14 protein-coding genes are annotated in these 23,069 nt (G+C 46.9%); 11 read left to right on the top strand and 3 right to left on the bottom strand.

Translation table 11 applies throughout. The features are described from left to right. Nucleotides 1–287: 287 nt before the first annotated feature. From nrfD to L2082_RS01650, 3 genes are read right to left on the bottom strand one after another with little or no spacing between them, the layout of a single operon-like run. Nucleotides 288–1,271 (bottom strand): NrfD/PsrC family molybdoenzyme membrane anchor subunit, encoded by a 984-nt coding sequence (gene nrfD, locus L2082_RS01660; protein ID WP_446011383.1) that lies wholly within the window; start codon nucleotides 1,269–1,271, stop codon nucleotides 288–290. Nucleotides 1,272–1,283: 12 nt separating this feature from the next. Next, nucleotides 1,284–1,841, bottom strand: a complete 558-nt coding sequence (locus tag L2082_RS01655; RefSeq protein WP_446008891.1) for a 4Fe-4S dicluster domain-containing protein — start codon at nucleotides 1,839–1,841, stop codon at nucleotides 1,284–1,286. 1 nt (nucleotide 1,842) lies between these two features. Next, nucleotides 1,843–4,053: a molybdopterin-dependent oxidoreductase gene (locus tag L2082_RS01650; RefSeq protein ID WP_446011382.1), complete on the bottom strand. Its 2,211-nt coding sequence runs from the start codon at nucleotides 4,051–4,053 to the stop codon at nucleotides 1,843–1,845. A 430-nt stretch (nucleotides 4,054–4,483) separates the two neighbouring features. On the opposite strand from L2082_RS01650, the gene L2082_RS01645 reads away from it, so the two are divergent. The 11 genes from L2082_RS01645 (at nucleotide 4,484) to L2082_RS01595 (ending at nucleotide 22,969) form a co-directional block, all read left to right on the top strand. After that, complete coding sequence (locus tag L2082_RS01645; RefSeq protein WP_446011381.1) at nucleotides 4,484–5,149, top strand: hypothetical protein; 666 nt, start codon at nucleotides 4,484–4,486, stop codon at nucleotides 5,147–5,149. Between the two features lie 97 nt (nucleotides 5,150–5,246). Next, the gene (locus L2082_RS01640; RefSeq protein WP_446011380.1) at nucleotides 5,247–6,338 is read left to right on the top strand and encodes a tetratricopeptide repeat protein; all 1,092 of its coding nucleotides are present in this window, start codon (nucleotides 5,247–5,249) and stop codon (nucleotides 6,336–6,338) included. 764 nt (nucleotides 6,339–7,102) lie between these two features. Next, nucleotides 7,103–8,698 carry an AAA-like domain-containing protein gene (locus L2082_RS01635; RefSeq protein ID WP_446009193.1) on the top strand — a complete coding sequence of 532 codons (1,596 nt, stop codon included), beginning with the start codon at nucleotides 7,103–7,105 and terminating at the stop codon, nucleotides 8,696–8,698. Nucleotides 8,699–9,443: 745 nt separating this feature from the next. Then, nucleotides 9,444–11,270: a response regulator gene (locus L2082_RS01630; protein ID WP_446009192.1), complete on the top strand. Its 1,827-nt coding sequence runs from the start codon at nucleotides 9,444–9,446 to the stop codon at nucleotides 11,268–11,270. 122 nt (nucleotides 11,271–11,392) lie between these two features. Continuing rightward, the gene (locus L2082_RS01625) at nucleotides 11,393–11,761 is read left to right on the top strand and encodes a response regulator (protein WP_446009191.1); all 369 of its coding nucleotides are present in this window, start codon (nucleotides 11,393–11,395) and stop codon (nucleotides 11,759–11,761) included. A 113-nt stretch (nucleotides 11,762–11,874) separates the two neighbouring features. Beyond that, complete coding sequence (locus L2082_RS01620) at nucleotides 11,875–12,381, top strand: chemotaxis protein CheW (protein ID WP_446009190.1); 507 nt, start codon at nucleotides 11,875–11,877, stop codon at nucleotides 12,379–12,381. Between the two features lie 24 nt (nucleotides 12,382–12,405). Next, nucleotides 12,406–16,929, top strand: a complete 4,524-nt coding sequence (locus L2082_RS01615) for an Hpt domain-containing protein (RefSeq protein ID WP_446009189.1) — start codon at nucleotides 12,406–12,408, stop codon at nucleotides 16,927–16,929. Between the two features lie 110 nt (nucleotides 16,930–17,039). Continuing rightward, nucleotides 17,040–17,873 (top strand): hypothetical protein, encoded by an 834-nt coding sequence (locus L2082_RS01610; RefSeq protein ID WP_446009188.1) that lies wholly within the window; start codon nucleotides 17,040–17,042, stop codon nucleotides 17,871–17,873. Further along, entirely contained in the window at nucleotides 17,863–18,411 is a 549-nt protein-coding gene (locus tag L2082_RS01605) for a chemotaxis protein CheW (protein ID WP_446011379.1), read from the top strand. The genes L2082_RS01610 and L2082_RS01605 overlap by 11 nt, the downstream gene beginning before the upstream one ends. 225 nt (nucleotides 18,412–18,636) lie before the next feature. After that, complete coding sequence (locus L2082_RS01600; protein ID WP_446011378.1) at nucleotides 18,637–21,663, top strand: methyl-accepting chemotaxis protein; 3,027 nt, start codon at nucleotides 18,637–18,639, stop codon at nucleotides 21,661–21,663. Between the two features lie 109 nt (nucleotides 21,664–21,772). Further along, nucleotides 21,773–22,969: an ABC transporter substrate-binding protein gene (locus L2082_RS01595; protein ID WP_446008330.1), complete on the top strand. Its 1,197-nt coding sequence runs from the start codon at nucleotides 21,773–21,775 to the stop codon at nucleotides 22,967–22,969. Nucleotides 22,970–23,069: the final 100 nt, after the last annotated feature.

The following is a 23,069-nucleotide window of genomic DNA, read 5'->3' as shown; positions in this document are numbered from 1 at the left end:
ATCTCGTAAAAAACATTCTGACGGTTAGGCTATCGTGATCCTCTTTTTTTGTCCAGTTTTTTTGTGTGGAATGAGGGGAGGGGGTGAATACGGTTACGCTTGAGAAGCGTTAATTTACTATGTCTGTACAGGAAATGAACAAGAGAAAGATGTGCTCGCCAAAGGCCTACCAACAAAAAAAAACCACCATGCTGCATTTGCAACACGGCGGTTTTTTTATCCCATCCTCAAAAGGACAGGACAGGAGGAGGTTATGTCTTATACCGAGCCAATGGATCAGAACAAGGTTACATCATCACATACCCATAGCCTGAAAGCTGACCTGCATAGACCAAGGCAAAACGAATAACAGCACCACCAATAAGAACAAGAACAGCACTGCTATTCATCAGGAAAAGCCCAAAGCCGGTAACCTCATCAGTATGTTTACCCGTGACCTCAAGAAACTTCATCACAATTGCCAGAGGTAAAACAATCCCGATCGTCACAATACTCAGGAAATACGGAAAGGTATCATGAGAAGAGTTAAAGAACGGCATGATTGCTGCCTGATGAGCTGCATCACCGGTATAATGACCGTAGAAGAGCAGAGCAATAATTAGAAGCTCTCCCAGGATCAGCCAGATGTCCAGCTTTGTAAAGAAAAGTTTAACCTCTTTATTCTTAGCCACAATAATCATCACCGCAGCCCCTGTACTCATACCACTGGCCAGGAAAAGAAGGGGCAGGATAGCCGAGTTCCAAAGCGGTCGGGCCACAAAGGTACTCAGTAGAATACCGGTGTAGATAGCCAACAACACACCGAACACCAGGTTAAATTTTGCCAGCTTTGCCAGATGCGGTGCCAAAGCATCTGCTGTATTTTTGATAAAGGCATTCTTGATTCGCACCTTCACCTCATCTGGCAGGGCTGCTAAGGCGTAAAGGATCATCAAGGGATAGATGATCAGGACAATCCATGCACCCCAGCTCATGGGAGAAAGCGGTTTAAAGGTCATATAAAACAAATGCCCGTGCAATTTCCGCTCAAGATCCAGCCAGAGAAAAAACAGGCCTATAGATAAGAGAATCGGTGCCAACACCGGAATCTGCCAGCAGCAGACGCTCTGCATAGGACCACATTTTTTTCCTGGACGCAGATAGTTAATCGCACTCATCGTCATTAACCCGCCAGCAAGACCGCCGAGAAAGAGATAAATGGCTACCCGCCAGTCCCAGACATGCACGACCGGATAGGTAATGGCATTGGTGCCGGTAATACTCAGTTCCATGGTATCTCCTCCTTACGATCTTGTAGGATACTGGTTAATATAATAGACATTCGGGCCAGTTCCGATCGACTTTTTGAGAACCCGATGACTGGTCTTACGAAGAAGCACAGATATTTCACTGTTGGGATCGTCAAGATCACCAAAAATCCGGGAACCACCCACACAGGTGGCAACACAGGCTGGTTTTTTCCCTTCAATCAAACGGTGCTGACAGAAAGTGCATTTATCAGCAACCCCGAGTTCCTTATTAATATGACGGGCGTTATACGGGCAGGAAGTAATACAGGCCTTACAACCAACACATTTCTTACGGTCAATCTGAACTGTACCGTCTTCTTCGTGATGGGAAGCTCCGGTGGGACAGATGTTCACACAAGGGGCTTTATCACAATGATTACAAAGCTCAGAGCGCATCTCTGTGGTCAGGTCAGGAAAGGTGCCCTGTACCATTTCAAGCACCCGGGTGCGGTAATGTTCCGGCGGCACATCGTTTTCGCGCTTGCATGCCACCACACATGCCATGCAGCCGATGCATCTTGACTGGTCAATGACCATGGCGTATCTGGGCATATCAGGCCTCCTTAATTATCTTAACAAAGTTAACCCGCATTCCGGTACCGCCGGTAATCGGATCTTCGATATATTTGGTTATCAGCTTTTGATCATCAGCACCGCTCCCATCTGCCCGTGTCATCTGTGGAGCGTTATGACCAAAACCATGAACCATGTACACACAGTCATGACGGATACGCTCAGTGACCTTTGCTTTAATCTTATTGCATCGCATACCGTCCTGATTTTCCAAGCGAACATACTGACCATTTTTTACCCCAAGGCGCTTGGCCTCTTTTTTATTCAGCCAGACCTCATTTTCCTTCTGAAGTTCCCAAAGCCACTGGGTGTTGATGGTTCGACTGAAGGTATGGACCGGACTACGACCGTATATCAGACGAAACATGTCCTTTGGGGGCTGTTCAACCTCCTCATACTGGGGAACGGGATCAAAGCCTTCTTCTTCCAAGGCCTCGCTGTACAGATTAATTTTCTCGGAAAAGGTATCAAAAAACGGCTGGTTATCCGCTGTAATATAGGGTCGTTCACTGCCGGGGATGGTCACATAGCCAGTGTCCTTGGAGAGCTTATCAAAATCAATACCCCAGGCCTTGGCCTGTCGACGCATCCGACCTTCCCAGGCATCCATACCGTTACCTTTGACTGCATACTGATCAAGCCCCAACTTCTTGCAAAGCTCACTGCCGATCCACCAGGCAGGTTTGGTTTCATACATAGGCTCAACAGCAGGCTGACGGATTGCAACTCCAGCCTCACGGGTTTTGATCTTATACAAGCCGTCATGACGCTCCAGATAGGTACATTCAGGCAGGATCACATCAGCCAGCATCACGGTTTCTGTTGGCATAATATCAACAGCGACCAGCAGATCCAGATTATCAATGGCATCTTGAGTCTTTTCCTGATTCGGCAGGGCTTTCATCAGGTTGGTCCCAGCAACAAACCATGCCTTAATCGGATAGGGGTTCCCTGTGATAGTGGCATCACGGAGAACCTGGGTTACACCAGCACCGCCAGCAAAGGGAAAATCACCTCTTATCAGCGGAGGTTTACTGGCAGGAGGATAGGCTGGCGCACCGTCATTAAATTTGGCAAATTTTGCCTTGGGAGGCAACCACATTCCGCCTTTCCGTCCCCAGGTTCCAAGCAGGGCATTCAGAATCGCCACAGCACGGGCACGCTGGGTGTCATTGCCGTACCAGGAATAATGGCGTCCCGGATGCACAACAACATTAGGTGCATAACGACAAAGCTCGTGAACCGACTCAATAATCTGGCGCATGGGAAGCTCTGTTTCCTGAGCAGCCCATTCCGGGGTATACTTTTTGACCGCTTCTTTGACTTCCTCAAGACCCACAGTATATTTTTCAACATACTCCTTATCATACAGTTCTTCACTGATCACGATATTGATCCAGGCCAGCAGCAAGGCTGTATCGGTTCCCGGCTTGATAGGCAGCCAAAACGAAGACTTGGAAGCTGCAGTGGAGTAACGGGGATCCACACAAATGATCTTGGCCCCACGACCAACAGCCTCGGCAAACTCCTGATTCTGCGAGTTATGCATATTCTCGCCCAAATGGGTACCGATAAGAACAATAACACGGCTGTTTTCAAGATCAACCTGCTCACAGCTGGAACCGGGCTTATGGCCATAGGTCAGCAGCCATGCCTCATCACGAATTCCCTTACACTGGGCAAACGACGGGAAGGCAATATTGCGAGATCCCATTGCCTTCAAGACATTAGTGATATAATCACCAGAAGAGCCATGGGACATCATGGCAATGGCTTCCGGGCCATGCTTTGCAGCAATGGCTTTCATCTTCTTTGCCACATAGTCAAGCGCTTCGTCCCAGCTTGCTTTCCTGTACTTGCCTTCGCCCCGTTTACCTTCAAGAATCATGGGGTGCTTCAGCCGGTCCTCATCATACAGTTGACCTATCCCCCCCTGACCACGGGCACAGAGTTTACCCCGGCTCTGGGGATGATACGGATTCCCCTCCAGTTTAACCACCTTGCCATCAACTACTTTGGCAATAGCCCCGCATTTCCAGAAGCACATCTCACAGCTGGTTGGCACGTACTTTACATTCCCTCCCTCAGCCTTTGCTCTGGCTTCAGCGGAAATAAAAGGGGTGTCGGCAAGCACTGCGCCTCCAGCGGACATGGCGGCAAATTTGAGAAAATTCCTCCTCGAAAAAGCCATTATATTCTCCTCAGTTAAAGAAAAACCAAAAGCCGATACTCAAGTAAATCGACCATAGCGTTCATGAAATTAGATCATAGTTCATACACCATCTTGTGGCACCCTGTCAACTCCCTCGTTGTGGTACCTAGTAACTGATTTAACAAAATATCTCTTCTTTATCTTCAAGCAACTTTTAACAAAAAGAGTTCGTACTAACATAAAAATAATCGTATAGCAATCTGGAAAATATCTCTTGCTCAGTATATTTTCTTCTCTTCTTCCTTTGTATCGCTCCCCGGTAATCACCATGCTATAGATAAACTTCAAGGAATCTTTCTGGTATTTTCTTCTGGGGCAATGCCTGTTCTTCTGTTATTGTTCTACGGTTATGCTGTTTTCATGATAACCTGACAGATACCACTCTACAGTCCTTAAGGAGCCTGATACCATGTCCATAGAACTGCAACTGACCTTCACCGATGCTGCCCATGTCAGCGTTGCCCTGCTGGGTGCGGCAGCGGAGTACAGCCCGCCTGCCGGGTTCACCAGTCCCCTCAAGGAAGCCGATCTCAAAGAACTGCGCTGGTATCTGGAGGACTACGGAACCAGCTATGCGGCTGAACCGGATGATGCACGGGCCGTTGCCGTGCAGGAGCGGCTGCCTGTCTGGGGAACCGCCCTGTTCGAGGCGGCCCTGGATAACGAGCGCAAGGCGGCCAAGTTGTTTGACCGCTTCCTGGAGAGCAACGAGCCGGGCCGCGTCCTCAGTATTGCTGCTGATGAACCTGCCGTGCTCACTCTGCCCTGGGAGCTGCTCCACACGCCGGGTGGCTCCTTTCTTGTCAACGAGAACCCGCCCATCTCCATCCGGCGGGGACTGCCCGGCGCAGGCGATGCCCGTACCCCGCAGCCCCGTGCGCCCAAGCTTAATCTGCATCTCCTCTTTATTGTCAGCAGACCGGAGGGAGCTGGCTTTATTGATCCCCGCCGCGATGCCGATGCCGTGCTCTCGGCCCTGGCAAAGCAGGAACAGGCACGGGTGGATCACGGCATACCGTGCCCGTGCAGGCAGCAGATTCGCAACAGCGTCCCAAAGGGACAGCACCGGGAATAGCCCGGTGTTTCAACACCGGGCAGGGTGGTATGTGCCACCAGAGAAGAGAAAACAGGGGCATTAATTTACCGATTCAACAGTATGGAGGATGATGAAAATGGAAACAACACAATCAGCAAGAGCACAGCTTCTTTTTGAGAAAGAACAGCTCTACCGGCAGAAGCTGACCGAATTAGCCCGGTTGGAGCGGAGCGACGGGGTGCGGCGGCAGACCAGCTCAGCCTGGATGGATCTGGCTGATGTACTGCGTGATCAAGGCGACTACAGCGGGGCAAAAGAAGCCTATCAGGCAGGCCTGGAGATTTCTGAAAAGCTGGGTGATAAGCGGGAGGTTGCGGTAAGCAAAAGCCAGCTCGGCACCCTGGCTCGAAGACAGGCCGAACTGGTAGAGGCGGAGGAGTGCTGCAAGGAAGCAATTACCCTTTTTCGGAGCATAGACGAACCAATGCAAGAGGCTATGAATACGCACAACCTTGGTATTGTCTATCAACAGGCAGAGCAGTGGGAGGCAGCAGAGCAGGCCTATCAGCAGGCAGCCCGGCTGATGGAGGAGCAGGGCTTGCTGGGGGGCAACGTCAGTGCTGCCGCAAGCTGGCAACAGCTCGCTCAAATCTGTGGTTATACAGGTCGCCATGAAGAGGCAGAGCAGTGGTTCCGCAAGGCATTAAAGGCCCTCCGGGCAGCGGATGAGCAGCCCGGCATCGCCCGTACCCTGAACAATCTTGCCAGCCTTTTAGCCAATAACCCGGCCCGTCTGGATGAGGCCCGTGCCTATGCTGAGGAAGCCCTGGCCATTAGCGAAAGCCTTGACCCGGCAGCAATGCAGATATGGATGACCTACACCCTGCTTGCCCGCATTGCCGACCAGCAGGGCGACAGCAGCCAAGCTGCCGAGTACCGGGCCAGGAGCAGGCAGGCGTATCTGGCCTCTCCTGGCTGGCAGCAGCAGCTTCAGGAGAATGAGGCGATAATTTATGCAGTCGTGGAGGCATGTATCACTCCAGAGTTGCAAGATGAGCTGGAGGCAGGTCTGGAAGAGTTGATTGAACTGGGCTGGGAGGATCTTGTTGAGGCCATTCAGCGCATCCTTGACGGCGAGCGCGATGAGGATACCCTCTGCGAGTCACTGGATTACGAGGATGGTGCTGTTATCCACGCCATTCTGGAGGGGATTAAGGAGAAGGGGTAGGGGCACGGCATGCCGTGCCCGTACAGGCAGGCAGCAGAGATTCCGGGGTGTTACCCCGGCCTGGTATAGCGGAACCCTTTCAGGGTTCTCCAGTTTGTAGGTGCTGTCCAGGGCCAAGCAGATTCCAATATCCCCATAAGCAAAGAACCCCAAAGGGGTTCAACAAATAAGCCCAGGGTAACACCCTGGGCATCGGGGTGCCCGTACAGGCAGGCAGCAGAGATTCCGGGGTGTTACCCCGGCCTGGTATAGCGGAACCCTTTCAGGGTTCTCCGGTTTGTAGGTGCTGTCCAGGGCCAAGCAGATTCCAATATCTCCATAAGCAAAGAACCCCAAAGGGGTTCAACAAATAAGCCCAGGGTAACACCCTGGGCATCGGGGTGGCGTAGGGGCACGGTGTGCCGGGCCCCTACAGCGGGTTGAGGGAAAGGCACCCTGTCGCCCTATGCCATACATAGGTTTCGATCTGATCAAATGCATGGTTTCGATTCGATCAAATGCATGGTTTCGATCCGATCAAATGCATGGTTTCGATCCGAACGATTGCATGCGTGTTATGAATACGCGACATCGTGTTACGCAAATGCACAGTTTCTGATGCGGCTTTCCGTTTCAATAAATTGCGTTGAATCAAGAAGAGCGGAAACACAAAGATCACCTCGTTCTGCCCAAGGCTTGACATAAGCAATGCAGTACGATACCTTGCCCTGTACACATATATATAGCCCAACGCCCAGGAAACACCAGCGCGTATACCAAATACCATGATACGATTCTTCAATACAGCAGGGCCGGTCAACCCGCAGGATCACTACACCCTGCCCCCGCTCTCACGCCTGGACCTGGAGGAACTGCTCCTGCTCATAGCGCAGAAGAAGTACTTTGTCCTCCATGCCCCCCGACAGACCGGCAAGACCTCACTCCTGCTCGCCCTGATGGAGTACCTGAACAACGGCAAGGAATATACCTGCCTGTATGCTAACATCGAAACAGCCCAGACCGCACGGGGCGATGTTGAGCAGGGTATCTTTGAGGTGGCACGGGCCATTGCTGCATCAGCTAATATATACCTTGGGGACGAACGCCTGTATCAATGGCTGTGTGAAGAAAAGGAGAAACGTAATGGACACGGCCTTCTGGATGCCCTGCTGACCCGATGGTCTCAGGAGAGCGCAAAGCCTGTAATCCTGTTCCTGGACGAAGTAGACGCCCTGGTCGGCGATACCCTGATCTCTGTGCTGCGGCAGCTCCGCAAAGGCTACAACCAACGTCCGGCTGCCTTTCCCCAGTCGCTCATCCTCTGCGGTGTCCGGGATGTGAAGGACTACCGCATCCAACAGGGAGACGGCGAGGTGATCACTGGCGGGTCAGCCTTTAATGTCAAGGCAGAATCCCTGCGCATGGGCAACTTTACCAGGGAAGAGATCAATACCCTGTATCAACAGCATACCCAGGAGACAGGGCAAGCCTTTGCCCAGGAGATCTTTCCCCAAGTCTGGCTCGACACTCAGGGCCAACCCTGGTTGGTCAATGCCCTTGCCTATGAGATGGCCTGGAAGGATAAGGCAGCCCGTGACCGTACCAGGGACATTGGCCTGGAGCAGTATCAGGCAGCACGGGAACGCCTGATTCAGTCCCGCGCCACCCATCTTGATCAGCTGGCGGATAAGTTACAGGAAGACAGGGTGCGCCGCACCATTGCTCCACTCCTTGCCAGTGATGCAACAGCCTTTCAGGTACCCACAGATGACCTGCAATACCTGGAGGACCTTGGCCTGATTCAGCGCAAGCCCCAGGTACGGATCGCCAACCGTATCTATCAGGAGATCATCCCCAGAGAACTGACCGCTTCCACCCAGGATACCATTGTTGAGCAGCAGGAGTGGTATGTGGATACAGAGAACCGGCTGGATATGCATAAGCTGCTGGCCGCGTTTCAGCAATTCTTCCGTGAGCATGCAGAATCCTGGATCGAACGCTTTGAGTATAAGGAGGCAGGGCCACAGCTCCTGCTACAGGCCTTTCTCCAGCGGATCATTAACAGCGGCGGCAGGATCAGCAGGGAATACGGTCTGGGCCGGAAACGCACTGACCTGGTTATTGAGTGGCCTCTGGACAAGGAACAGGGGTACTTCGGCCCGGTGCAACGCATCGTCATTGAGCTGAAGATATTGCGGGGTAACCTGGATACGCTTATTGAGCAGGGCATGAACCAGGTTGCTGAGTACAGTGATACCTTTAATGCTGATGAGGCCCATCTTGTCCTGTTTGATCGTGGTCCAGAGATCGCATGGGAGGCCAAGATATGGCAGCAGAGTCGTCAGCACGGCAGTCGTCAGATTGCAATATGGGGATGTTGAACAAGAAGGCAAGGCCCGCAGGCTAAGATGAGCACAAAGGAGAACACCATGTATCGCCCACAGCTGGTCAGAGCGGAACCGAACTATGCTCTCCAGGTGGATGTCCTTCATTAAACGAAGAGGAGAGCTTGAGGCTCCTTCTCCATCTCTTTAAAAAGTATAGTATTTTATACTTTATTTTATTTTTTTTACAATTACCTCTTAAGAAGTAACAGCTTGATTTTTATGCTTGTGCTGAGCAAATACAGCTTAGCAACCCAAAGCACAGGATTAATTATTGAAGAATACTGAATTCATTTGACAAAATCATTTTATTCGTTTGACAAAACCATTTTATTTGTTTTATACTCAAAAACTTTTTCTTATGAAAATATTAGAAGGACAATGTTGGCGTGGAGCATGTGATGCGTGCCATAGAGGGTGGACTTTTTTTAAACTTTCCCCTTACATTCGACATTCTTCACAAAATCACTGCACGTTAACAGGTACGGCATAATTTTACTTGCCAAATATATATAGAATAATACATATGTAGCTCTATGTACTATAATGATGAGCACACACTGCTTTTCAACTTCAATGCAACACAGATACCTTTTCATTTTATTAACAATTACAATACCTCTACTTGAAGAAAGCCTCTCCGTAACTACAGATTACTCTCGTAAAACCTTCCAAATTCAGCCAACTGAAGGAATGAAACGGGTGTTTTCTTGATTAAAGGCAAACGTATAAGAGCTGTGCAATGAAAAAAGTATTGTTGGTAGATGACGATGAAATGATCCATGAGATTGTGGAATCAACCCTGGGCGATTATAAAAAAATATTCCAGATAGTACATGCCTATGACATCAAAGAAGCTGCCAGACAAATAGAGCGAGGAGGTATTTCTCTTGTTATTACCGACCTTGTTATGCCTGGAGGAGACGGTTTTCAGCTATTATCCTATATCCAGGAAAAACATCCTGAAATACCGAGGATTGTTATAACTTCCTATGATTTGCCAGAACTGAAGACCCGGCTTATGGGAAAGGCTTTCCAGATCTTTAAAAAGCCATTGGCTTCTGAAGAACTTGCCGATGCAATTATACGAGGACTGAAAACACAGCAAAAAAAAGGTGACCTTGGAAAATTTTCTGTTGTTGGAATTGTTCAACTAATGGAAACAGAAGAGACTACCTGCCGCCTTGATGTTCATAATTGCGGGGAACATCAAGATATTGATCATTGCATAGAGAATAAATGTCCTGAATACAAAGGGAGCCTTTTTCTTGTTCAGGGAAAAATTTACGATGCCCTTTGCGGCAAGCTGATTGGCGAAGAAGCTGTGCTCAAATTGCTCAGCATGGAAGGCGTTCAGGTCAGCAGTTGTACATTAAAAGATGACGTGGTCAGGAGGGTTCATAAAAGCAATCAAAACCTGCTGATCAACGCAATGATTCAGAAAGACAATCAATGCGATGACGTTGAGCCGGAAGGGCCACCCCAGCAACAACTTCTGGATGAAGGTATTGAACTATGTAAAAGATTGGAGCTGAACAAGGCCCAGAAAAAACTGATGGCCTTTGTTCGCGATAATCGCAAAAGTGCTCAGGGCTGGCTCTGGCTCTCTCGCTCCTTAACAGACTTACCAAAAATTAAAAAAGCACTGGGTGAAGCGTATAAATGTTCCCCAAAAGAACCTCATATCCTTGAAGATGTAGAAAAGGCTCGCCTCTTTAAAGGCAGCGAAAAAATAATCCGTTGCCCTTTCTGTTTTGCGCCTATGGAGCAGCATGCTGTCTTTTGTCCCTATTGCCGGGCAAACGCACTCTCCGATTCCTCAACCTTGTCGAAAATTGATCCCTATAAAGTAGAGCGAAAAATGGTTCTGGAGGCTGTTGCTCGTTTTGAACAAGTTCTAGCTGATGAAGTCAACCCCAGACTGCTCTACTATGCTGGTGCGGCCTATCTTAACCTGAATGATTATGATAAGGCATTGACCTATTTTGATCTCCTGCTGCCCATTGTTCAGGTTGACACTACATTGCAAAAATTTTCTGGACAAGTTCGTGAAATAGTTGAATATATTGCATCAAGCCAGAGGCCGGAAACTGGTAATGACGAAACAAAGGACAGCTGGCATGAGCAAAAGGTAAAGCGCTTAATCACCAACCGCTCAAACAGTAAAACAATTCTTGTTGTTGAAGATAGCCCCACAACCAGAAAGGTTATCAAAATGACTCTGACCAGCAGTGATTTTCGTGTTATTGAAGCTGCTGATGGTGTAGAGGCGTTAAGCAGGTTGAATGAGGAACGACCGGACCTTGTTCTCCTTGATATTATGCTGCCAAAAATTGACGGATACCGTGTCCTCTCTATTCTAAAAAAGAATAATGACACCAAAGATATACCTGTTATTATGTTGACAAGTAAAAACAGGATAATTGATAAGGTCAAAGGCAGGTTATCTGCGGCCAGTGCCTACCTGACAAAGCCGTTTAAACCTGCTGAACTTATTGATATAGTCAACTCCACCATCGTAAAGGGTGGAACAAAAATTGAACAGGCACCTGAAAGAGCATCTGAGTAAGCACTCACTGCACACGATCCAGATGTGCTGTTTTTTCATCACCTTACAACTCTATTCCGACCTCTGGACCGGAATAATAAAACATGAAAGCTAGTACTTTCATAAAATAAAGAAGGAATATTATGTCTGCGAGAAAATTACTGATTGTTGACGACAGTCCAACAGAGCTTAAGTTAATAACTGATGTATTCAATACCCCTGATTATAACGTTGTTACTGCCACTGATGGTGAAGCTGGTGTAGAAATGGCCATAGCAGAACAGCCTGAACTCATTATCCTTGACGTTGTTATGCCCAAAATGAATGGGTTCCAGGCATGCAGGAAGATTAAATCTATTCCTGAACTAGAAAATATTCCGGTGATCCTGTTGACCAGCAAAAACCAAAAATCGGATGAATTTTGGGGAAAGAAACAAGGGGCTGACGTCTACCTGACAAAACCTTTTAATACCGACGAAGTAATAGAAGCCGTAACCAGCCTTCTTTCTTAATTTTTTCTCATTCCCTAAGAAAGACAATGCGTGACGATATAGGTGACGGAACAGCCCCTTCTCCTGACCTTTCAGAACTTCTGCAGAGTATTGATCAGGAAATTGACCAAGCCGTGTTGCAATACGGAGACGGTCTCAAAGATACTTCTGATGAACACCTGCAAGAGCTGGGGAGATATATTTGCTTTGAGCTTGGGAACAAAAACCTGGCCCTCCCTCTTTCACTTGTTGTGGAGGTAGGTGAACTGGAAAATGTCCGTCCCCTCCCCTTTTTGCCTGAATGGGTTCAAGGTATAACCAATATACGTGGCGAAATAGTCTCTGTTACTGACATAGCTTGTTTTTTTAATATTACAAAAAAACAGCAGAAAAAGACACATCACGCATTTATAGTCATCTATAACGGCCAGGTAAAAACCGCAATTATTGTTGATCGGATTGCTGCCACACGTATGTTATACAAAAAAGAGGACGCTGAAGAAAAACTCTCAACAGAACGAATAAAACAAGGTGTTTTATCGGGTTTCCTCATTGGTTCAGCAGTATATCACTCTGGTGGAAAAGAAGAAGTAGTCCAACTTTTTGACGGTGAACAATTACTCTCATCTATAAGAATATAATGAACAATAGCTTGGAGAGAGTAGATGGATAGCAGCATGGGCAATGAAATAGTAATAGGGTTTATCGGGGAGGTGGAAGGATACGTTCCCGATATGAGTCGTTGCCTTCAGACTCTGCAGCAGGATCGCACCCATAGACCGTCATTAACAGAACTGCATAGAATCACCCATACCATCAAAGGTGCAGCCGCAATGGTTGGCCTGGACGACCTGAGCGATATTGGTGAGGTTCTTGAAAAAGTGATGGAAAACCTTCTTGATTCTTCTCTGGATTTAGACGATGAGATCATTACTCTGCTGGGAGATGCAACTGGTCGTATTGAAAGCTATTGCGCAATGCAACGAGAGGGAAGGCCTGATGATGGTCACCTCCTTTTACAACCAATTGCAAAAATTGAAGAAAAAACTTTAAAAAACATTTCTGATTCTAACAAATCAGAAGGAGACTCTGCAGAAAATAATCCTGAACTCCTTCATTTTGATAGAGAAGAGGAGTATCCCTTTCAGCCAGAAGCTGAAGCATTTGATCAAGATGAGTCTGCCAAGCTGGATAAAGATATCAATAGCGATGCGATAGATGATCTTTTTGCTGAAGATAAGAGCAAATCATTTGAAGAGACTGGAGATACAGACAGTCTTTTTGATGAAATTTTTGACGAAATTCCTTCAGCATCATTGCAAGAAAAGACACCTACAAAGGAAAACGGTATTTCCTTTATTGAAACCGAGCAGGATTCTCAGGAACTTCCTGAGTCAGTACCGATTGGCCCTGAACTTCTGGAATGTTTTCAGGAGGAAACAGAAGAGCATCTGGAAAACATTGACAGATGCCTTAACAGTCTTGAGGAGCACACCACTGACCTTATCACCCTCACTCCGTCAAGTCAGGAAACCCTTCACTCCCTGCGTCGTTCTGTCCACACCCTCAAAGGTGCTGCTGCTGTTATAGGGATTGAGCAGGTTGCAGCCTGGGGCCATGATTTTGAAGATTTTCTTGATTGGCTCCATGATGAAGCTCAACAACTGGATCCCACCACACTAGTTGCTCTCCGCGATGGATCTGACCTTCTGGCCTCTCTGGCTGAAACGCCTGGTTTAGCGATTGCAAAGGAGAAGCAACGAATAACCACACAGTTTGAAGATATAATCAAACAATTTTCTTCCCACCCTGTAGGTCCAGATAAACAAGAAGCAGAAACAAAAACATCATCATTTATTGCAGAAGAACCGGATGAGGCTGACAGTTTTTTTGATGAGTTTTCCTCCCTCCCATCTGAGACAGAGGAAGAAGACGATTTATTTGCCTCTGCTCTTGCCGGATTATCTGAACATCCTGAAAAATCTGACAACCTCTTTGATGCTTCCAGTGCGACAGAAGCGGATCAAAACGAAACGGACTCTGTTGCCATTGACCCTGAATTATTGGAATGTTTTCGAGAAGAAACCGAAGAGCATCTGGAAAACATTGACAGATGTCTTAACAGTCTTGAGGAGTACACCACCGACCTTATTACCCTCACTCCGTCAAGTCAGGAAACCCTTCACTCCCTGCGTCGTTCTGTCCACACCCTTAAAGGTGCTGCTGCTGTTATAGGGATTGAGCAGGTTGCGGCCTGGGGCCATGATTTTGAAGATTTTCTTGATTGGCTCCATGATGAGGCCCAACAACTGGATCCCACCACACTAGCTGCTCTCCGCGATGGATCTGACCTTCTGGCCTCTCTGGCTGAAACGCCTGGTTTAGCGATTGCAAAGGAGAAGCAACGAATAACCACACAGTTTGAAGATATAATCAAACAATTTTCTTCCCACCCTGTAGGTCCAGATAAACAAGAAGCAGAAACAAAAACATCATCATTTATTGCAGAAGAACCGGATGAGGCTGACAGTTTTTTTGATGAGTTTTCCTCCCTCCCATCTGAGACAGAGGAAGAAGACGATTTATTTGCCTCTGCTCTTGCCGGATTATCTGAACATCCTGAAAAAACTGACAACCTCTTTGATGTTCCCAGTGCGACAGAAGCGGATCAAAACGAAACGGGCTTTGTTGCCATTGACCCTGAATTATTGGAATGTTTTCGAGAAGAAACCGAAGAGCATCTGGAGAATATTGACTATTGCCTGAATCAACTTACAGATCAGGTGAGCGGCCCAACAGAACTCTGTACAACAACCCGGGAAACGCTTCATTCTCTTCGCCGTTCCGTCCATACCCTCAAGGGTGCTGCTGCTGTTATAGGGATTGAACAAGTTGCTGCGTGGGGTCATGATTTTGAGGACTTTCTTGATTGGCTTCATGATGAGGCAGGCCTGCTTTCCCCTTCAGTTATTGCCCTGCTTCGCGAAGGGACTGACCTGCTGACCGAACTTTCGGAAAATCCGGCTATTTCAGTTGAAAAGAAAAAAAATGATCTCAACGCTCAATTCAACATCATCATTGCAGATCATGGGAGTTTGACAAATCAACAAACGCCTTTTGTTATAAAAGAGAAAAAGGAACCAACCAATCAGCAAGCTGGCAATGACAGTAGCGGTGAAAATATTGACGAGGAACTCCTCCAATACTTTCATGAGGAAACAAAGGACAGTCACGCATCATCAACAGATGAGATTGATCTCCCCCCTGTTGAAGAAGACAGAGCAACGCCTTCTGAACAGATATCAGAGCAAAAACCAACACAAAAATTTCAAACAACTCCTGCTCAACAGCAACGGACAAAATCGGCAACCTTGCGTGTTGACATCAACAGAATTGACCAAATGGTAGGTCTGAGTGGTGACATGGTTATTAATCTGAGTAGTTTTGAAGATTCAATGGATACCATGTCAGGCACAATGAATGAGCTGGATATGATCCTTCAGCGCCTGAAAAATATCAATTCCAGCTTAGAGGCAGGGTACGAACTGGCCTCAATCCCTCATCTTGGCAGCTCAGATGACGGTCAATCTTCTGAGCTGAACCAGGACTTTGACCCCCTGGAGATGGATAAGTATTCAGAATTGAATATCTTAATCCGATCTCTAACAGAGGCTGTTAGTGACCTTGATTCGATCATGACCCAGAATACTCTGGATAATGTCATCTGGCAAAAAACGGTTGAACAGCAGAGTATGGTTTTGAAAGAGCTGCAAAACAGGATGATGGGTATCCGGATGACGCCCTTCTCAACCCTGTCCGGCAGGATGCAACGAACTGTACGGGAAGCAGCGCGAACCACTGGTCACCCTGCTCAACTCACCATTAAAGGTGAATCCATCATGATGGATACCAGGGTCTGGGATGTCATGGCAGACCCTCTCATGCATATTCTACGTAATGCCGTAGCCCATGGTGGGAGTTCACCAAAACAGGGTAACAAAAGCCCCCTTGCCATCACAATAACAGCGCGAAGAAAAGGAGGCTTATGTACTCTCCAGGTGAGCGATAACGGAAAAGGACTGGATTACGAGGCCATCCGTATCAAAGGAATGAAGCTGTATCCTGATGATCGGGTCAACCTCATGAGTGATAATGAATTGGCTGACTTAATCTTCAGGCATGGTTTTTCAAGTACTGGCACAATTACCAATATTGCAGGTCGTGGTGTTGGAATGGATGTTGTTCGTGACGGGATTGACCAACTGAATGGCTCTATTGAACTTATTTCAGAACAAGGCCAGGGAACAACATTTATTATGCGCCTGCCTGTTGCTGTTGCCCAACTACCAGCTATTCTCGCTCGTTTTGGAGCCCAGGTTTACGCCCTGCCAATGCACGACGTTGAAAGCGTTGTCAGAGCCACTTCTGAAGAAAAAAAGAGCCGTGAATACAATTTTGACGGGGAAAACATTCCGCTTCTCCACCCTGCCGAGATACCAGGCTTTGAGACTGGTAGAATCTATACTCAAGAAAACCTTACGGAGGAAGACCAAGCCCTTCTTGTCGTGCATGCAGGACGAAAGCGGGCAGCAATTCTTTGTGAACAGCTCATTGGGCAGAGAGATATTGTTTTCAAAGATCTGGGAAACCATTTACACAATGTTCCTTGTATTTCAGGGGTCACAATTATGGGTGATGGTTCCCTTATCCCCATTCTTCAGGTAGAAGAGATCCTCCGCACATGGACATCTACAGTTACAAAACAGGATAAAGGGATAGAGAGACGGGCAGCTCAAAGTCAGGCACTTCTTCGCGTTCTAGTTGTTGACGACTCTATCAGTGTCCGAAAAGTAGTTTCTAATTTAATTACTCAGCAAGGATGGCTGCCTGTTTCTGCCCGTAATGGTATCGAAGCAATTGAAAAAATACGTGATGAGCGACCTGATATCGTACTTCTTGACGTTGAAATGCCTCGCATGAACGGGTTTGAAGTTCTCCAGGCCCTGCAGGCTCAGCCTGAATTACGGGACATCCCGGTTGCAATGCTGACATCACGAAGTGCGGAGAAATACCAAAATAAGGCTCGTGAGCTTGGAGCACGCGGTTTTATGAATAAACCCTTTAAAGCCGATGAAGTTATCAGCTTTATCCGTAAGGTGACATCATCTGAAAAAGTAGAGTCATACTAATATAATCTTACAGAGTTACGTGAAAGTACCAAACAGGACACTTAAGTGATTTTGCTGACTTTCATTATTTGTTACTCCAGCCCAAAGGGGCGGAATGGGGGCCAGAAAAAATGAAAAAAGTTTGTTTAGTCAAAGGAGGTAATTTTGTTTTGGGGATTGAGTCCAGCTACATCCTTTCCCGCCAAAATGGAATGCTGGCTCCAGAAACAGCGGCACAGGAAGGAAATATCTTCCATCTCGGCGCGTTACTGGCGCGCAAGCATTGCAAGCGTCCAGAACCTGGATCTGTTTTTCTTCAAGTGGAGAAAGAAAAAAATAACTTTTTTTTACTGGTTGATCAGGTCATTGATGAAATAGAGCTTCCCGGACAAACAACACGACTCCCCCCACCTTCACCCGAACTTGCCCATATACTTTTTCCGCAAGTTGCTGTTTGCATGAATCTTATTGTCCTTTTGCTGGATCCTGGACAAATTATCCCTGTTGCTCGCCAGCTGGGCCAGGGAATCGGGGTTCTTGCCAGAGAACACTGTGTACAGGTGAGAGCACCGCAAAGACATAAATATGTTCCAGCTGTTGACACTACTGCTCAACAGTCAATCAAGTCCTCTTCAAAAAACGTGTTAAAACAGCCTGCTGAAACTCAGCCAGCAGACAAAAAAGTTGTCAGGCCAGCTGGTAGGTGGAAAACAATTAAAAAGAATAAAAAACGGCCTAAATCCGTTAATGAGGAGACCTTTAAACGCATCATGGCGTGGACAATCTCACAGTTTAAGCAGGGTAAGGTCAGTGCAGGAGAACTCCTTGCAGACCAGCTTCCACCTGGATTAGTTCAGCAGGAAGGGCTCAGTGATACGGTTATTCAATATCTTATTGACCAGATATCTCTTCGGTGTCAGGAAAGTATCACGCCAAGCCACCCAGAGGAGCACCATGAGGGATAAGAAAAAAAAATCTTTGAAGGGACAAGCAAAAACCGTTGCCCTTTCCTTAGATGCTGAACAAATCAAAGGAAGGGATCCTGTTTTGCTCTTTACTGCCAGTCAGATTGACGAGGTACTGGCAGATGCCGAGGTACACCCCCTGCCCTTTGCAGCAAATCATCTTGTCGGTCTCTGTGCTTGGCGGGAACAGGTTTTACCGATTATAGATCTTGTTGCATTTTTCGACCTGATACCATCACAAAAAGATAAAAACGAACGATATGTAGTTGTACGAACCGTTGACAGTACCCTGCTCGACACGAATAAAGACAACAAGGAAAAACAAAATACCAACAAGGTGGTTCTCCGCTGTGTCCTTAAAGTCTCAAACCAGATTATCAGTGGAGACATTCCCACAGAGTGTACAGCTGTTTTTCCAAAGCAGGCTGGCTTTGCCCCGGTTTTCCTGAAAGGGCTTTTCCAGGGTGAGAAAAAATTATTTCTTCTCCCTGATCTTGCGACAATAATACATTCAGATGTACAAGGCAGTACAACCTGAAAACACACTTGCAGGAAATCACCAGAATGGATCACCAGCAAGACTGTGAGTGGAAGAAATTGGTTTACAAAAATTGTTGATATTGCAATGCTGTAATGCTGTAATACGCCGTAAACAGTGATCGCTCTATAAGTGATTGCTGGCCCCTACGTTTAAAAAAAATAAAAAAACAAGCAGTTACCTGTTTACATTATCGTGTTGGGTAATTTTTTCAAAGGAGAAAAAATGGCACAGAAGGCTAAGGATAAAAAGATGTTGAATATAAAAAAGCTGTTTCACAGCCGACAGACTATCAGGGGCAAGCTGCTATTCTGGCTTCTGATTATCTCACTGGTGCCAATGGCTGTTATCGGCTTTGTAAGTTATAATTATTCCTCCTCCTCATTGCAGCATCAGTCTTTTGAGCAGTTGGAGACAACTTTGGCATTCCAGTATCAGGCATTACAGCGATATTTTGATGACCAGGCCAAAAAACTGGAAAATATTGCCAGTAATATGGAAGTCTTTCAGGAAGAAGCCTATACCAAACTCTCTGCTATTCGGGCCTTGCAGAAAAAACAAATACAGGACTATTTCAAAATACGTTTTGAAGATGTAAAGATATTTGGCCAAAACCCTCAACAACAGCAGGCCTTTAGCCAACTTCTGCAAAATGCAGATACAGAACCCAACTCTGAGTTTGTTGAATTTCTTGATGAATGGTTAATGAACCGGGATTTTGCCTCGCTTACGATGCTGAACCAGGATGGTGAGGTTGTCTACTCTACTGATAAAAATGTACCTCGCGGTGCCACGGTCCATGAAGGTACATCAGAGTGGGAGGCAATGCAGAAGGGTATGCTGGAAACCCGCTTTATTGACTACCGTCCTTCCTCCTTTCACGAACTGAAAAATGTAGCTTATTTTTCTACTCCGCTCTTTAGTGCTGATCAACCTCCGAGCCTTCTGCTTTTTCGCCTTCAGGACCATGCCCTGGACAGCATCATGAAGGAGGTTCCTGGATTGGGAGAAACCGGTGAAACCTACCTGGTTGGTATGGACGGAATGTTCCGCTCTAACTCACGCCATTTTGATGAACCCACTATTGCAAACCCATCCTTTCTTGTGGATACAGAAAGTATTGTTTACGCACTGGCAGGTGAAGATGGAGAAACCAGCGTTGTCAACTATCGCGGTGATAGTGTTCTTTCCGCCTATACAGCAGTAAGCATATACGGCGTTACCTGGGTTTTGATGGTTGAAATTAATCAGGCCGAAGCTGTGATTCCCAAGCTGGAAGATGGTAAAACAGATCTTCTTTCCCAGCTTGCCCAAACATATACGTTTTCCGATCTGTATCTGGTGGCCCCAGATGGATATATCTTTGCTTCTGCAAAGCGACACAAGGATTATCTGACCAATATCCTCACTGGTCCCTATGCAGACTCAATGTTCAATAAAGCAGTTCAAGAAGTTTTAGAAACGCAGAAAATGGCCATCAGCGATTACGCCTTCTATGAGCCCGCAGGTGGACAGGCTGAGGCCTTTATGGCTATACCGGTAATGAATGACGACGCCATGTCAATGATCGTTGCCCTTCAGATTTCTATTGATCCGATTAATGATATTATGAAAATCCGACAGGATTTTGAAAAAGAATCTGGACAGGCAGAAATGGAAGGCCATGTTGAGATGATCCATGTAGACACTTACCTGGTTGGCTCAGATAAATTATGGCGTTCAGAAGCGTTTAATCCCGAAAAATACCAGGCAAAATCAACCCTATTGAATCCAAAAGTCAAAGCAGATACAAAAGCTGTTCAGCAGGCCCTTGCTGGTAAAAGCGATACACAAGTTATTGTCAACAGCCTGGGAGAAAAGGCATTGACCTCCTGGTCACCGGTTCGCTACAAGGGGCTTCAATGGGCTCTTATCAGTGAGGTTGCTCAGAAAGAAGTTGATCGCCCTGTTATGCAGCTGCTTCGCATTGTTGGACTGCTTGCTTTTCTTGCTGCAATAGCGGTTATTTTCATCAGTTTACGGGTTGCCGGCGGGGTAACCAAACAGGTTGATGAAATTATGCAAGGTATTGCAATGGTTGAAAAAGGTGAATATGGACAGCAGGTTAAAATAACCAGTAAGGACGAGCTGGGACAGATGGCGGGCTCATTTAATCAGATGACAACCACCATTCATGACCTTATTGAATCCAGGCAGCAGGAGCATGATGAACTTCAGGATTCCATTATCCGCCTCCTTGAAGAAATTACCGAGCTGGCAGACGGAGACCTGAGTATTCGGGCCACTGTAACTGAGGACGTGATCGGTACCCTGGCTGACTCATTGAACCTGATGTTGGAAGAGCTTGGAACAGCTTTTGTTAGAATTAAGCAATCTGCTGAGCAGGTTGGTTCAACAGCAAATATTCTGAGTGCATCAACAGGGGAACTGGCTGGTCAGAATAATAATCAGGCAAACATGATTAATGAAGCTGTGCAGGAAATTAATCAGCTGACAAAAGCCATCCGTGAAGCTGCTGATCAGGCCAACCAGTCTGCAAGCTTTTCCCGTGAATCCAGTCAGGTTGCTGGAGAAGGCGCAAAGGCTGTACGGGAAACCAGTCAAGCTATGGAAGCTATTCGTGGTAATGTGCAAAATACAGCGCGTTCTATTAAACGACTGGGTGAAAGCTCTCAGGAAATCAGTGACTTTGCCCGAACAATTAATGAAATTTCCGACCGTACCTCTATCCTGGCCCTGAACGCTTCTATTCAGGCGGCTGCGGCTGGTGAAGAAGGGCGTGGTTTTGCAGTGGTTGCTGAGGAGATTCAACGCCTGGCAGAGCGAGCAGCTGTTTCAACCAGACAGATTGAAACCTTAATCAAAAACATTCTTGGCGAGATTACAGAGGCAGGCATCAGTATGGACTCCAGTATTCAAGAGGTTGTTCAAGGAACTCAGCTTTCTCAAAATGCTCTTTCACGGCTTGACGAAATCACAGAGCGCTCCAATGAAGTTTTTGAGCTTATTCAAGGCGTTGCCTCAGCTTCACAGCAACAGGCAGATACAACAGCTATTCTGGCAACCTCAATGGGCGAAATCGGCAGTATCAGTCTGGAAACTGCTGAAGAGGCTATGGGTGCTTCGGTTTCCATGCAGGAAATGGCGGTTATGGGCGATGACATGCTTCAGGCTGTTGCCACCTTTAAACTTGAATCAGACAAAAAGGATCCTGATAATGATGTCTTGGAAGCAGATCCGTTTGATGCGTAAACTGATATCTGTTCTCGCTACAGCAGGTAGCTTTTGCAGGATATTTCCAGTCAGGCCGGTAATTGATGAGTATATAACGACAATTGACAACTGAAAAGGGTTGAAAAGAATGAAAAATAATAGATGGAATATTCTGTGGGGCTGCTGCTTCTCTCTTATAGCTGCTCTGCCCGGACAGAGTGATGCTGAAGTTACGCTTGGTCAGTCCTGTGCATTGACAGGAGGAACGTCATTTCTTGGCCAACAAATGCATAAGGGGGCAATGGCTTATCTGAAGACATCTGCCCCGGATGAGATTGAAGTACTGGTCAGGAATGATGGCTATGAACCAGGGCGTTGTCTTGAAAATACAGAGTTTTTCTTACAACAAGGTGTTGATGCGCTGTTCGGCTATGTGGGCACTCCTACCTCAAAGGTGGCCGTTCCTTTGTCAACCGAAAGCAAGGTGGTGTTTTTTGCCCCGGTTACCGGAGCTGGCTTTTTAAGCGATGTGGAAAAGAACCCTTATTCCTTTGCCGTCCGGGCAAGCTATGCAGCTGAAATTGAAAACATGATGCAGCACCTGAAAGAGGATTTGGGAATCACCCGAATCGGGATCTTTGTCCAACGTGATGCCTTTGGAATGGCCGGAGTACAAGCTGTTGTGAAAGCTCAGGAAAAAATCAAAGGAATCACTATTACCCCTCCTATTCCAGATCTTCCTGATGAGCAAAGCTCAATGGATCACTGGAACGCCTTTTGGAAAAGTGTCCCTAATTATCGCAGAAATACAGTGTCAGTTGGTGGGGCTGTCCGGCAAATCAGAGGACAGGCTGTGGAGGCAATTATCCTGATCGGTGCGAGCAGACCCAGTGCATTGGCTATTAACCAATGGCATAAGATAGGCTTTAACGTCCCCATGCTCAATATCTCCTTTGTTGGCTCCAACGCTTTGGCAAGCCGTTTGAAAAAAACTGATAATGTCTACATCAGTCAGGTGGTGCCTGACCCTTGGGATAACAGCATTCCGTTGGTAAAGGAGTATCAGCAGGATATGGGGGCTGTAGAATATGGTTTTGCTAGCCTGGAAGGCTATCTTAGTGCCAAAACTTTTCATCAGGCCCTTTCAAGAGTTCAGGGTGAGGTCACAACAACGTCTCTAAAAAATGCGCTGGAATCAATGACCGCATATGATGCCGGTGGTGTGGAAATTTCTTTTGGAAAAGATGACCATCGGGGAATGGATTCGGTGTATTTAACAAAGATAGATAAATCTGGTGATACAATTCAGTTTAGCTATGTAGACACGTTGTCTCCGGTGGAATAAGTTCCTGTTCGAAAGCAGGTGTTGAGAATGTGATTGATATTTGAGCTGGCATTGTTGCGGAATGATACTGCAAAATATAAAAAACCGATTCCTTTGGGAT

The sequence above is a fragment of the Candidatus Electrothrix sp. genome (assembly GCF_052785085.1).
Note: the sequence above shows the minus strand (reverse complement) of the source record. Positions and strands in the feature narration are given on the sequence as shown.